This window comes from Stygiolobus caldivivus (assembly GCF_019704315.1).
GTDB classification, from domain to species: Archaea; Thermoproteota; Thermoprotei_A; order Sulfolobales; family Sulfolobaceae; genus Stygiolobus; species Stygiolobus caldivivus.
Window position 1 is genome coordinate 2,488,829 of record NZ_AP024597.1, and the last position, 13,296, is coordinate 2,502,124.

The 13,296-nt window shown below is 37.3% G+C and carries 14 protein-coding genes; 11 read left to right on the plus strand and 3 right to left on the minus strand.

The genetic code is table 11. The features are described 5' to 3' along the window. Positions 1–78: 78 nt before the first annotated feature. Positions 79–411, minus strand: coding sequence for a hypothetical protein (locus KN1_RS12375; protein ID WP_221287950.1), 333 nt, complete (start codon positions 409–411; stop codon positions 79–81). Beyond that, the gene (locus KN1_RS12380; protein WP_221287951.1) at positions 383–601 is read right to left on the minus strand and encodes a hypothetical protein; all 219 of its coding nucleotides are present in this window, start codon (positions 599–601) and stop codon (positions 383–385) included. Before KN1_RS12380 ends, KN1_RS12375 begins: the two co-directional genes overlap by 29 nt. 115 nt (positions 602–716) lie before the next feature. Here KN1_RS12380 and KN1_RS12385 point away from each other — a divergent pair, with 115 nt between their 5' ends. From KN1_RS12385 to KN1_RS12420, 8 genes are all read left to right on the plus strand, one after another. After that, positions 717–1,268 (plus strand): hypothetical protein, encoded by a 552-nt coding sequence (locus KN1_RS12385; RefSeq protein ID WP_221287952.1) that lies wholly within the window; start codon positions 717–719, stop codon positions 1,266–1,268. Then, complete coding sequence (locus KN1_RS12390; RefSeq protein WP_221287953.1) at positions 1,210–1,833, plus strand: N-glycosylase/DNA lyase; 624 nt, start codon at positions 1,210–1,212, stop codon at positions 1,831–1,833. Before KN1_RS12385 ends, KN1_RS12390 begins: the two co-directional genes overlap by 59 nt. A 191-nt stretch (positions 1,834–2,024) precedes the next feature. After that, the gene (locus KN1_RS12395; protein WP_221287954.1) at positions 2,025–2,960 is read left to right on the plus strand and encodes an NAD(P)-dependent oxidoreductase; all 936 of its coding nucleotides are present in this window, start codon (positions 2,025–2,027) and stop codon (positions 2,958–2,960) included. 1 nt (position 2,961) lies between these two features. Further along, positions 2,962–4,077: a pyridoxal-phosphate-dependent aminotransferase family protein gene (locus tag KN1_RS12400; protein ID WP_221287955.1), complete on the plus strand. Its 1,116-nt coding sequence runs from the start codon at positions 2,962–2,964 to the stop codon at positions 4,075–4,077. Positions 4,078–4,116: 39 nt separating this feature from the next. Next, the gene (locus KN1_RS12405; RefSeq protein WP_221287956.1) at positions 4,117–4,380 is read left to right on the plus strand and encodes a DNA-directed RNA polymerase subunit K; all 264 of its coding nucleotides are present in this window, start codon (positions 4,117–4,119) and stop codon (positions 4,378–4,380) included. Positions 4,381–4,382: 2 nt separating this feature from the next. After that, a complete protein-coding gene (locus KN1_RS12410) occupies positions 4,383–6,392 on the plus strand; it encodes a DNA topoisomerase I (protein ID WP_221287957.1) in 2,010 nt (669 codons plus the stop codon). Between the two features lie 245 nt (positions 6,393–6,637). Further along, positions 6,638–8,524 carry an AMP-binding protein gene (locus tag KN1_RS12415; RefSeq protein ID WP_221287958.1) on the plus strand — a complete coding sequence of 629 codons (1,887 nt, stop codon included), beginning with the start codon at positions 6,638–6,640 and terminating at the stop codon, positions 8,522–8,524. A 4-nt stretch (positions 8,525–8,528) separates the two neighbouring features. After that, positions 8,529–9,272, plus strand: a complete 744-nt coding sequence (locus tag KN1_RS12420; RefSeq protein ID WP_221290753.1) for a CoA transferase subunit A — start codon at positions 8,529–8,531, stop codon at positions 9,270–9,272. Here the strand turns inward: KN1_RS12420 and KN1_RS12425 are convergent, their stop codons facing one another. Continuing rightward, complete coding sequence (locus KN1_RS12425) at positions 9,273–9,995, minus strand: CoA-transferase subunit beta (RefSeq protein WP_221287959.1); 723 nt, start codon at positions 9,993–9,995, stop codon at positions 9,273–9,275. A 616-nt stretch (positions 9,996–10,611) separates the two neighbouring features. Here KN1_RS12425 and KN1_RS12430 point away from each other — a divergent pair. The 3 genes from KN1_RS12430 (at position 10,612) to KN1_RS12440 (ending at position 13,272) form a co-directional block, all read left to right on the plus strand. Next, positions 10,612–11,847, plus strand: coding sequence for a YeeE/YedE thiosulfate transporter family protein (locus tag KN1_RS12430; protein WP_221287960.1), 1,236 nt, complete (start codon positions 10,612–10,614; stop codon positions 11,845–11,847). A gap of 6 nt (positions 11,848–11,853) precedes the next feature. Continuing rightward, positions 11,854–12,102, plus strand: coding sequence for a hypothetical protein (locus KN1_RS12435; protein WP_221287961.1), 249 nt, complete (start codon positions 11,854–11,856; stop codon positions 12,100–12,102). A gap of 78 nt (positions 12,103–12,180) precedes the next feature. Continuing rightward, positions 12,181–13,272, plus strand: coding sequence for a Zn-dependent exopeptidase M28 (locus tag KN1_RS12440; RefSeq protein ID WP_221287962.1), 1,092 nt, complete (start codon positions 12,181–12,183; stop codon positions 13,270–13,272). The last annotated feature ends 24 nt before the right edge of the window (positions 13,273–13,296 follow it).

The window sequence follows — 13,296 nt, forward strand, 5'->3', positions numbered from 1 at the left end:
TATTAAGGCTCAATCTATTAACTCTCAATCTCTAGTTAACCTATTGTCTAAAATAGGCTCAAGGCTTAGAGAACAAGGTTATGTAATGACCTTGGCTACGTCCTCAAGCATTTTTAAGTAAACTTGTTTTAATTGTTCATCTTCTGCTATTTCCTTCTTTAACTCCGCTACAATATTACATAAATATGTGTGTATTCTTGATTTGCATACTATACCTCTAACTATCTTGTAATCATTATTTTCAACGTTTAGCTCTACATAACTTATATTATTCACGTTGTGTAGCACTTTTAGATTTTCTTGGTTTTTTATAATAAGTTCTGTATCTGCGTAAAAAATATTTCCTATTACTACAAGTTCTTTGTTATCTAACAAGATTTTTCTAAACTGGTTGGACAAGTTCACTCCCACAATAAGGGCACTTATACTTCAACCCCCTTGCATCGGCCTCGCAGAAATAAGCCCTATATTTCTTCTCACATTTAGGGCATTTATACACAATATCAGTTCCCATTCTTAGTTTCCTGTTACATATTCTACAGTATACTTGTACCCAGCCTATATGTCCGTAAGCGGTACTTCCTCTCCCTTTAATACTCATGCGATATACTACCTTTTCCCATATATTTATATTTATCGTGAGGATGAGGTGTTACCTTCTTCCGCAAAGAGTAATTATTATTAGGAGAAGACTATAAATATATTAGGAATTAGAAGTGCAGGCAGTTGTCTCTTACTATAAAATAGAACCTATTGAACTCATACCGGGTTTAATTGGGTACAAAGTTATCAAAGAAAAAGAGGATAATATAGATATAAAAAGCGAAGACGAAGCAGAAAAAATTTCTCCTCAAGACAGTGTCTATGCAATAGTCGTTTCATCCGATAGGTTTAAAGCTACGAACGCTCCAAGTGCAATCAGATATACTTTACCCGAACCTCTAAAGATACTGAGGATAGGTTATCCTAAAGATGCTCAAAATCCTGACGCAGTTTCTATGGAATATATAACGTTTTTTGATAAGGATTATAGGTTGATAGGGCTAGATATAACAGAGAAGTTTGACAAACCCTTTGTAATATTGGACTTTGAAAATGGGTTCACTAAAGTGGTTTCTAAAGGGGAAATCAATTCTAAGCCTAAAGGTACAAAAGAAATGCCAACTACTAAAAAGGCTAATAAGAAAGTTAAAAGCAAGAAAAAGAAGAGTGGTAAGAGAACTGGTTCGAGACAAAAAGCTAAGAGCAAGAGTACTAGAAAGAGCTGACGAATTTTTATTAAATAATAGATCTGGGGAAGAAGTCTGGTTTAGAGAACTAGTTTTATGTTTACTTACCTCCAACTCTTCTTTTATATCCTCTTATAAAGCCTTAGTCGAATTATATTCATACGATATAACTACATTAAGTAAAGATAAAATTTCCTCTATTCTTAAGAATTCAGGATATAGATTTTATAATCTTAAGGCAATATATATTAAGCGGGCAATAGATACTTATTATGGAAAACTTAAAAGCATTGTAAAACCTATAGCAGACATTGATCAAATAAGCGCGAGAGAATTTCTAGTATCTAATGTGAAAGGCTTAGGATACAAAGAATCAAGCCATTTCCTCCGTAATGTAGGTTACTTTGATCTTGCAATAGTGGACAGACATATCTTAAAATTTGTAAATAATTATTTGTATGTTAACATTAAAAAAGTAGACAGTAAAAGGAGGTACTTATTGGTAGAGGGTTTATTAAAAGCTCTAGCATCATCTTTAAATATGCAAGTAGGGTTGCTTGATCTCTTTATATTTTTTAAGCAAACTCAAACTCTCGTAAAATAAAATAAAAAAATATAAAAGTAAGAATTTGACGTATAATTTGAGGGTAAAAATGCAACTAAGCAAAAGTCCTTTGAATGTGCCTAAAGGCATTCAAGATTATTTAACAACAATCGTGTTCTGTGCTTTTTCTTCATCATCTTCATCATCATGTTAAAGAGCTAATTCTTTAAATTGTCCTAAGGGTGACGATTATGCCTTCCGTTAAAGTATTAATTACAGATCCGATTAATGAAATACTAATTAAAACTCTTAAAGAGAAAGGAGCAGATGTAGATTATAAACCAGAAATAGAAAGGAAAGAACTTCTTGGTATAATTGAAAACTATGATGTATTAGTAGTAAGAAGTAGGACCAAAGTAGATAAGGAAGTAATAGAAAGAGGGAAGAACCTGAAGATCATCGCAAGAGCTGGGATAGGATTGGATAACATCGACACTGATGAAACTGATAAAAGGGGGATTAAAGTAGTTTATGCACCGGGTGCATCTACAGATTCTGCAGTGGAGTTAACTATTGGTCTAATGATAGCAGCGGCTAGAAAGATGCACACTGGGATGAACCTTGCGAAATCAGGTATATTCAAAAAGATAGAGGGCATAGAATTAGCGGGTAAAACCATAGGTATAATTGGTTATGGTAGAATAGGAACTAAGGTAGGATTAATTGCAAATGCTATGGGAATGAGAGTTTTAGCTTATGACGTGATAGATATCAAGGAAAAGGCTGAAAAGCTCAATGCTAAAGCCGTAACACTAGACGAGCTAGTAAAAGAGTCGGATGTTATAAGTATACACGTTACGGTAGGTAAAAACGCAAAACCTATATTAGATAGAGATAAATTTGAAAAAATGAAAAATAATGTAATAATCGTGAACACGAGTAGGGCAGTATCAGTTGACGGTAAAGCTTTACTAGACTACATAAAGTCTGGAAAAGTTTATGCATACGCAACAGACGTTTTTTGGAACGAGCCACCAAAAGAAGAATGGGAATTAGAGCTACTGAAACACGAAAGAGTTATAGTTACTCCTCATATAGGCGCTCAAACTAAAGAGGCCCAACAGAGGGTTGCGGAAATGACATTACAAAACTTATTGACAGCTATGAAAGAGCTGGGGTTGATATAAGATGTTACTTATTCCGGGACCAGTGGAGGTTCCTAAAAGCGTAAAGGAAGCATCTACGTTAGTGATTAACCATAGAAGCGATAAATTTAGAGAAATAGTCAAAAACCTAGAAATTTTAATGAACGAACATTTTAGCTCTAAAAGAGTTGCCTTATTGACAGGTTCTGGTACTCTAGCCGTAGAAGCTATGGTATACTCTCTAATAAAAAGAGGAGAGAAAGTCATTACTTTTCCATACGGGGAATTTGGAAACAGACTCCTTGATTCATTAAGAAGAAGAGGTGCTAACGTAGTAAGTTACGAGAAACCCTTAGGCGAAGCCTTTACGGTCGACGAGATAAAAGAAGCAATAGATAATAATAAAGACGCAACGACAGTAGCTCTAGTCCATAATGAGACAAGTACTGGGATCGCATTCAGGAATATGGAAGATATTGCTCATGCGGTAAAAAGTAAGGGTCTAAAGCTACTTGTCGATTCAGTATCAGGTTTTGCTGCATATAAACTACTCGTGAATGAGTGGAAAATAGACGCTGTAGCTACCGGTAGCCAAAAAGCACTAGCCTCCGTCCCTGGTCTGGGCTTCGTTGCTTTATCTCAGGACGGGATAAATGAACTTGTTAAAGAAGAAGTCCCAGCTTACCTAGATATTTCATTATATTTGAAGTTCCAAGATAAGTTTGAAACGCCGTTTACTCCAGCTGTAGGTGTGTTCAATGCTACTCTAAGAGCTGCAGAGTTATTGAAGATGGAAGGTATTGAAAACAGGTGGAGAAGGCATGAATCTTGTGCACGTTTTATAAGGAGTGTAGCCAGTTATCTAGGTTTTTCACTGTTTGGTAATGAAAGTAATTTTTCAAATACTGTAGTAGCTGCAGCACCTCCAATAAAGGATCTAAGGGCTAAGCTCAAGGAATTTAAGATAGAGATCTCACCTGGAATAGGAGAGTTAAAAGAGAAAATAGTGAGATTCGGCTTATTAGGGGTAGTAGACGATAGGGCTGTTATGAAGTTAGCTAACGCTCTAGGAACTATATTTAACTCAGAGATCCCGTTTACCCCTCCGCCAGAATGTAAGTTACCAGAGTTCTTAGCTAAAGAGGTAAACTGGGATTAAGCGTTAGATTTTTTTCTTACTCATTGAGTGTGAATGGTAATGAGTATTAGTAAAATTAACAAGATTTTTGAGGAGAGTTGGAAGGGAAGGTTAACAAAGTATGAAATTGCGAGAATTATAAGCGCGAGGGCATTACAACTTGCAATGGGTGCACAACCTTTAATTGACACTTCCAACTTACCTTATGATGATGTTATCAGCATTGCAGAAGAAGAGTTAAAGAAGGGTGTATTACCTATTACTATTAGGCGTATTTATCCTAATGGTAAGACAGAACTAGTATCAATTAGAAAGATAGAATAGATATGGTCTGTAAACCTAAAGAGTACACATTAATCATTGCTGAAAAAAGTAAGGCAGCTAAGAAAATAGCTGAAGCTTTATCGACTAAACCACAAGTATGTAAGCAGTTCTCCGTAACATATTGGGTCGTCAACTATGACAGAAATCAGTTGATCATTGCACCTGCAGCAGGTCACCTCTTTAATTTACATGGTAATTCAGGTTTTCCAGTTTTTTCAATGGAATGGAAGCCACTGTGGTACATCGATAGTTCTTCTAGGTATACAAAGAAATATTATGAATTGTTCAAAGCTCTGTCTTCAAGTGCAAAAGAATTTGTGAATGCTTGCGACTTCGACATAGAAGGTTCGGTGATAGGTTATATAATAATTAAATTCTTTGGGGATGAGAAAAAAGCCAAAAGGATGAAGTTTTCTGCTCTAACTAGAGAAGATATAAGACGAGCGTTTGCCCACTTGGAGCCCTTAGATTATAACATGATAAGTGCTGGAATAGCAAGGCATAAGGTAGACTGGTTATGGGGTATAAATGTAAGTAGGGCTTTGATGAACGCTATTAAAGAGGTTACGAGTAAGAAAGTGGTTTTAAGTGCAGGAAGGGTTCAAAGTCCCACGTTAATCCATGTTGTTAATACTACTGTAGATAGAGAGACCTATGTCCCTCTTCCTTACTATACTATAAGCGTTGAGGCAGTAATTAACAAAAGAAAAATTAAGTTTACGTTAGACAAGGTTTTTGAGAGTAAGGAAGAGGCACAAAAATTCGCTGAAAAAATACGTTCTGATCAGATTATAGTAAAGGAAGTAAACTATGAGGAAAGGAATCTAATTCGTCCTCCCCCTTTTAACCTCGGAGATCTTCAAGTTGAAGCGGGACGAGTATTAGGCCTTTCACCTTATTATACTGAAAGGCTTGCAGAGGAGCTCTACTTGGACGGACTAATTAGTTATCCGAGGACAAATAGCCAGAAAATACCCGCGACTGTGAATATTGATCAAATAGTCCAAGAGTTAGAAAAAAATAACTTTGCTAGCCTAGTAAAAACTGTGAAAAATATTACTAAGAAGGAAAGGGGGTTTAAAGTAAGACAAGGCGAAAAGGAAGACCCTGCACACCCCGCTATATACCCTACCGGGGAAAAAGCTAAGGGATTACAACTTAAAACGTACAAATTATATGAGTTAATTGTAAGGAGGTTCTTAGCCAGTATTTCAGCGGATGCTAGAGTTAAAGATCAACACGTTGTCCTCGCATTTAAAAACACTGAATTCAAAGCTAAACTTTCGTTCCAGAAAGTTGAGTTCAAGGGATGGTTACTAGTTTATCCCTATCGTAAAGTTACAGATGAAGAATTTTTAGATACAAAAGAGGGGGAAATCGGGAGAATAACAAAAGTTTCAGTATCTATGAAAATGTCGAAACCTTCACAAGGTAGGTTAACTAAAATTGATTTGCTGAAATGGATGGAGAGCTCTAACCTAGGGACCGAGGCTACTAGGGGTAGAATAATAGAAACTCTATTCGATAGGAAATATTTAGAGAAAAAGGGTACTTATATAGTTCCTACCTACTTAGGGATAACGGTAGCAGAAGTTCTAGATCAGTATTTTAATGAACTAACAGATATTTCGCTAACTAAGAAAATGGAAGAGAAACTCAACGCGATCATAGACGGTAAAGCAAAAGAACAAGAGGTAATCGATGATACCGTTAAAATGTTAGAACAATACTTGGATAAGTACCAGGAAGTTAAAAAGCCTATAGGAGAGAAGTTAGGAGGAGTATTAGGACTTGTTAGATATACCCAATGTAAGGTATGTAGATTAGAAGCTACCGGTTCAAACGGTTTATGCAAGTATCACGAGACCGCTCTCAAGAAGTTAAGAGAGTCTTTGACAGTATGGAAAGAAAGAAGCGGGTTATCAGAAACAGTTATAATAAAGAAAATATCTGCCTCATCCTCAACGGGTAAATATGTTAAGGAAATTATACAAAAAGGGTGGATCCAATAAAGAAAATCAGCTACCTCAGGGTTTCATAACTCACCGGTCGCGCTGGCATGACTTACATCATCTGAAAGTTTATTTGAACTTAGGATAATAAAGTTAAGTCGTATAAAGCTAAATTGTGAAACTAAGGTAAATATTCAGATTTTATATATAAGTACAATCTCCACTCCTAAAAATAAGCTAACTTTTCTCATGACGGGTAGTATTGGCTACAAGCTATTAAACTCCTTTTGAGTATCTAATCTACAATGAGGGAAATTAGTTTAGACGAGTACCTTAAATTATGGAGAGAAAGTATAGAAAGACCGGAGGAATTTTGGGACAGTATAGCTAAAGAGCTAATTTGGTTTAAGCCATATACTAAAGTCCTTGATTATAAATCACCGGATAACTATAGGTGGTTCGTTAATGGCGAAATAAATATTGCTTATAATGCTTTAGACAGATGGGTTAAACAAGGTAGAGGGGACAAGGTAGCTATCCTGTGGTTAAATGAATTCCAACAGGAGAAAAAGTATACCTATTCACAGCTTTACGACTTAACTCTAAAGATCGCTTCGTTTATCAGACAGTACGCTTCTAACCGCGATACTGTTCTATTGTACATGCCCATGGTAGTAGAAGCAGGTGCAGTGATGTTAGGATCAGCCAGGGCAGGTACTATACATACTGTAGTGTTCTCCGGGTTCGGTGTAAAAGCCTTAGCTGAGAGGATTAAAAGCGCGAGGCCGAAGATAATATTTACAGCCGACGTTACGTACAGAAGAGGAAGGAGTATAGAGCTAAAGAAGGTAGTAGATGAGGCAATAAAAGAGAGCCAAGTACAAGTCGAAAAAGTAGTGGTTTTAAATAGAGAAGGAAAATCAGACTTTAAGGAGAATAGAGATATCGATTTCAGTGAACTAAGTAAAATAAATACATCGCAAGAAATCGCTAAAACTTCCTCAGAAGACCCTCTGTTTATCTTGTATACATCAGGTACTACGGGAAGACCTAAAGGGATAGTCCATGCAATGGGTTCTTATACAGTTTGGGACTATGCTCATGTTAAATGGCTCTATGATTTTTCAGGTAATAAAAAGCTTTTAACCACAGCCGATTTGGGATGGATTAACGGGCATTCTTACAGTCTATACGGTGTACTGCTAAATTACGGAACTTCTATATGGTATGAAGGTGTATTAGACTACCCTCACCCCGGAGTTATGTGGGAAATAATCGAAAAATACCGGGTCGAGTATGTATGGACAGCTCCTACATTGATTAAGATGTTAATGAAATACGGTGATGAACATGTAAATAAGTTCGATACGAGTAGCTTAGAAATTTTTGTAACGGCTGGCGAAAGCCTAGGAATTGAAGCTCTGAACTGGCTGAGAAATAATGTAAAAGCTGAGAAGATTTTCGAAGTATGGGGTCAGACAGAAAATTCAGGATACATAGCTTCGCCAGGCGGATCTTACTACGGTTTTGTCGAGATTAAAGACGGGAGTGTAGGTTTACCTTTACCTTCAATTAAAATAAAGATAGTTGATGATGGAGGAAACGAGTTACCTAGCAGGAAAGCAGGGAATATAATAGTCGTAACACCATCCCCAGCTTTTATGATAGGGTTATGGAATGACGAGAGATATGAGAAATATTATACTAGGTTTAAATACTATGAGACAGGTGATTACGGATATCTAGATGAAGACGGGTACTTATACATACTTGGTAGGAGTGACGATGTATTAAAAATCGCAGGGCATAGGATAGGTGTTGCAGAGATCGAAAACGCCGCCTATATCCCTGAGGTAGCAGAAGTAGCAGTCGTAGGGGTACCGGACACAATAAGGGGTGAGATAGCAATCATATTTGCCGTACCCAGGGAAGGAGTAAAAGACCTCGTTGAAGTTAAGCAAAAAATCCTCGATAGCGTCAAGAGAAATCTAGGAGCTATCGCAGTGGTCAAAGATGTAGTGTTTGTTAACAAATTACCCCATACTAGAACTGGAAAAATAATGAGGAGGGTATTAAAGTCGTTAGCGACTGGTAAAGATATCGGAGATATATCGTCGTTAGAAGATGAAGCTAGCGTAGAAGAGGCTAAAAGAGCGTTATCGGAAATTAAAGTGGTGGACAAGTTTGAGTAAGCTAATGAGTTTAAAGGATGCCGTAAACTTAGTACGAGATGGAAGTTCTATCACGATCAGCGGGATGTCCTTTCACAGAAACCCTATGTCGTTTATTTATGAGCTCATTAGGAGCGGTAAAAAAGACCTTTATTTCATAGACAGGGAACCCGGGTTCGGGTTAGAGGTACTGCTTAAGCACGGTGTAGTAAGTAGGGTAAGAGCCGCTATGGCTACGTTAGAATGGTTCGGTATCCCACCTTATTTCAGAAAAATGATAGAAAATAAAGATGTGGAATTTTTAGAGGATACTTGCGGCGCCTTTATCGCAGGGATAAGAGCTGGAGCTTTCGGGCTTTCTTTTATGCCTGTAAAGGGTATAATAGGCTCGGACTTGGTCAAGATCCACGAAAAAGCAGGTGATTGGAAATTATCTAGAGACCCTTTCTCAGGTGAAGAGATTATCTTGGTCAAGGCAATAGTCCCAGATGTGGCAGTGATCCACGTACATAGAGCTGATGAAGAAGGAAATAGTGAAATTTTAGGCCCCATTTATGAGGACGAGTATAAGGCTAAGGCCGCTAAGGTCACTATTATAACTGCAGAAGAAATAGTGAATAGAAACTACTTTTACGGTAGGAGGCCTACGATTAACGGGGAGTATGTCGCTGCTGTAGTCCACTCGCCTAGAGGTGCAGAGCCTACTAGTATGTTCGGGCTATATGACGTGGACTGGGAAAGGGTTATAGAGGAATTACAACCGATTTAACTATAGAAGTGCGTCCCGTAAGTTATGTGGGTCCATATTTCTGATAAACTCTTTTTCGCTACTGGAGAGACTAATTTGTTTGAGGTTAGGCGAGGCTACAACTTTAAAACCCGTATTTAAAATAATATCGTCTACTGTGGTATTCTCATAAATCGAATCTATAAACCACATCTGTTTTTCTCTGTCGAGTTTTATAACGCCTAGGTTGGTAACTATAATAACATTATTTTTTGCATATTTCGCCGTACCCGTAATAAAGTCTACTCGTTCGACTAATGACCTTTTAGAGTGTTTTAGATTCCATAGGATAGCTTTCTTGACCAGAGGTAAAATAAAAGCTGTCGCTGCTCCACCTGTCAATCTTACTTTAGGGTTATAGTAGTCTCCTATCACTGATAGGTTGACGTTAGCCTCTTTGTCTATTTGTACTGGTCCTAAAAACATTACATCAAGCTTGCCTTTTTGAGCTAAGTCAAAAGCATCTGCCGTGATAATTACCGGGGTTTCGGAAACCATAAATGGGTTTCCCGTGGACGGGCTTACCTCTACAGACTTAGGATTATCGGCTTCTGCTACCCCTATTATTTTTATTTTTTTACCATACAGATCCCTTGCCATAAAAGACCCAATTAGAGCTGGTATAGAGTTTAACCCTACATACACAAGCTCGTTATCTTCAATTTGTAAAGCAATAGCTTTTATTACATAATCTACTTGACTCATTAGTAATATACATGCTTATATCGGTAATTAAATCCACTACTAAAAAAGGATATAAGAGCTTATTCCTACAAAAACTCCAAAATTTGCTGTATGTAGTATCTAAAGTATTTTTAACTCAGGGTGACTATGTCCATAAAACCATGTGAAACTCGAGTATGTTGTAGACAATCTTACTATCTTACAACCACAAATCCTAGTCTGTTGTGGATTATATAGTAGCTTTGAGACCTAATAACATATACTTATTAATCGTCTAAAGTGCAACGGATCCTCTAAGACAGCTTAGCCCGCTATAAAGAAGGTATTCCGCTCTACAAATCTGGGTTATAAAATATAATTCAGAGAATAAGTTTGATATCGCCAAATAGATTGAAAAAAGAAAATTAGGAAATAATGGTTATTAAGTGAATACTTTTTAATTTAATTCCATAAAATTCCTAAAAGTATCTAAATTCTGATTTTCCTCAGTTCGAGCATGTATAGTTTATTGTAATATTTTTATATTAACTTTTTATGTAATTTCAGTTTTTAACCCTGTTAATTAATTATCTCCAAGATTTTAAAAAATCTACTTATATTTTTCGAATTAGAATATAAATTTTGACAGTGAAAAGAAATGATAACACTTACAGCTCCTCTATGGGTTGGGATTTTAATAGGATTTATAATAGGAGCAGCAGCTGAAGCTTGGGGAATAGGTAATCCAGAAACCCTGATCAGGTTGGCAAAATGGGAAGACAGGCTGTTTGTAGATTGTATATTATTAGGCGTCGCGATTGCTACACCAGTAATGTACGGTCTTTACGCCGCAGGAGTAGGGTTCCATTGGTCTCCTAAGGCATTATATCTTATCGGTGTTGGGTTGGGTGGGCTTCTATTTGGAGTAGGTCTTGCGATATCCGGCTACTTCCCCGGCTCAACATGGATGGCGTTAGGAGAAGGAAGAAGAGACGCGATCTATGCTATTTTTGGTGGGCTTGCAGGAGCTGCAGCATGGACTATACTTTTTCAAACACCTGCTGGGCAATGGTTAGTTAGCACGTTAAATTTCGGGAGTCAAGTTATAGGTGCTACACATCCAGCAGGCAAAGAATATTTAATTCCATGGGGTGGATTAACATCTCTAGACTTATTTGGTATATCACTACTCTACGCTGGAATATTATTCGTAATAGCTTACTTCATGCCCAGATATAAGGGAGGACAGCATAGCTGTTTAAGGTCGGCTTTAAGTAAAGAGTCATTAACCGATTTCGAGAAAGGTAAGAGACTTGATACTGCAATGTATCTAACTTACGGTGGTTTACCTTACGGCGAGAAGTCAATTGCAAAGAAATTAAACGAGTATTGGGCTGTAGAAAGTAATGTGACAAAATTCTATATGATAAGTATAGGCGGAATTGTAGGCCTAACGGTAGTGGCTGAAATGTTTATGCACCAGATTTTCGGAGAATCTACCACCTACTCATGGATGGCAGGCTATATATTTCTGCCAGACTTTAAGTACAGCCAGATAGTCTTCAAAGGGATTGGTTGGGAGCCTTTTAGTGATATAGGAACATTATTAGGTTCCTTCTTTGCTGCTACCTTTCTTACAAGAAGGTTTACAGCTTTTAGAAAGAACATACCGCTAAGCTGGCAAAAAAGGTTCGGAAATAATGAGGGAATAAGAGCTCTTGGCTCATTCGGAGGTACAGCAATAATGATGTTCGGTGCTAGGATGGCTAACGGATGTGCATCTGGACATATATTGAGCGGATTATTGCAGATGTCACTTAGCGGCTGGGAGTTCTTAATTGCTGTAGTGGTTGGAATGTTAGTTACTGCAAGAATAGTCTATGGTGAGGGGTGAAATACCATGGCAATTAATACGGATGAGAAAAGGTTAGAACAGCTTGATAAGACATTTAAAATAATATTTCTGATAGGCTTAATTCTAATATTTGTCATAGCAGCAGCGGAAACTAGTAATTACCAAGGATTTTCACCTACCCCATCTCAAATTGCTACAGTAGGATATATCGTGGTTGTTTTATTAATAGTTGCAGGAGTAATATACAGTCAATTCCCCCCATCCGTGTTAGGTAAGCCTATAAAGGGAGAATAGGCATAATCTTCCTAAGTTAAGACTGATTTTTTCATATTATCCTTCTCCTTTTTATCTATCTGAAAAGGATATATGTGTATGTTAGGCAAAAGGATTTTTGAGCTAGGTGAGGCAATCCATGGTTCACAGAAAGAAAAAACAATACTAAATCTCATAAAGGAGTACCTTTCAACTAGGTACACTAACTATAAAGAATATCAGATAAAAACAAAAGAATGGAGAATAGAAGAATTCAGCTTTCGTGTTAACGGTAGTGAGGTTAGGGCTAGTCTTTTACCTTATACCAGCGGATACGTGAAAGGAGAGGTGGGTAAGGAAATAGCTTTCAGTACTATGCCGGAACACCCTTTCCTAGTATCGTCCGTCCACGAAGAAAACTCAAAATCCTATCAAGCATCAGTGTTTTATGATCAAGGTAAATTAAGGCGGATCGGTGTTAAGGGAGAGAAGCCTGCACTATTTAGCTCAGTTCCGCTAAAACAAGGGGATAAAGTCGAAATATATGCAGAAGGTAGTCTTATCGAGACGACATCATATAATCTAGAATTTACACTTCAAGAAGGAGAGGATTATGTTATAATCGGTGCCCATGTAGACCATTGGTTAAGCGGCTATCATGATAATATATTCTCTATAGACTTTCTTTCCTCTCTTAATTTTCCTAATCTGAAGCACGGTCTAAAGCTCATTTTCTTTTCATCCGAAGAAGGACCTAGGTGCTGTAACGGCTCTTTTCAGCATCCTAAAGATGATGTTTTTATTATGATCTCTTTAGATGCACTTTTCCCTAATCGCGTGGTATTTTCTGCAACTCCGGATCTCTGGGAGCTTTCACGGTTTTTTAATGTAAAGAGGATAGAGATGCCGACTCCCTTTTCAGATCATTTCCCATATGTTATAGAAGGGTTCCCAGCTATGGTTCTCTATAATGACGATTTAATACCGTGGTACCACTCTGATATGGACCTACCAGTAGAGCAAGACATCCTCTTTTCTAAGGAACTAGAAAAGTCTTTCTTAAAGTTCTTGCAAGCATTAGATAAAATGAGCAAAAGTGAACTCGATGAAAGGTTCTTTAAATATGCTGAAAGCAGAGGAGTATCAATTAAAGGCAGAAAGGGTAGCATAGTCCCCTATGGCTTAAATTCAAGGCTTAAAAACGAGAAGTAAAGCTAGAATCACGAGGCACTGCTC

Coding starts and splice junctions, on each gene's coding strand:
- KN1_RS12380 (WP_221287951.1), bottom strand. CDS start 601: ATGAGTATTAAAGGGAGAGGAAGTACCGCTTACGGACATATAGGCTGG.
- KN1_RS12395 (WP_221287954.1), top strand. CDS start 2,025: ATGCCTTCCGTTAAAGTATTAATTACAGATCCGATTAATGAAATACTA.
- KN1_RS12400 (WP_221287955.1), top strand. CDS start 2,962: ATGTTACTTATTCCGGGACCAGTGGAGGTTCCTAAAAGCGTAAAGGAA.
- KN1_RS12405 (WP_221287956.1), top strand. CDS start 4,117: ATGAGTATTAGTAAAATTAACAAGATTTTTGAGGAGAGTTGGAAGGGA.
- KN1_RS12410 (WP_221287957.1), top strand. CDS start 4,383: ATGGTCTGTAAACCTAAAGAGTACACATTAATCATTGCTGAAAAAAGT.
- KN1_RS12415 (WP_221287958.1), top strand. CDS start 6,638: ATGAGGGAAATTAGTTTAGACGAGTACCTTAAATTATGGAGAGAAAGT.
- KN1_RS12420 (WP_221290753.1), top strand. CDS start 8,529: ATGAGTTTAAAGGATGCCGTAAACTTAGTACGAGATGGAAGTTCTATC.
- KN1_RS12425 (WP_221287959.1), bottom strand. CDS start 9,995: ATGAGTCAAGTAGATTATGTAATAAAAGCTATTGCTTTACAAATTGAA.
- KN1_RS12430 (WP_221287960.1), top strand. CDS start 10,612: ATGATAACACTTACAGCTCCTCTATGGGTTGGGATTTTAATAGGATTT.
- KN1_RS12435 (WP_221287961.1), top strand. CDS start 11,854: ATGGCAATTAATACGGATGAGAAAAGGTTAGAACAGCTTGATAAGACA.
- KN1_RS12440 (WP_221287962.1), top strand. CDS start 12,181: ATGTTAGGCAAAAGGATTTTTGAGCTAGGTGAGGCAATCCATGGTTCA.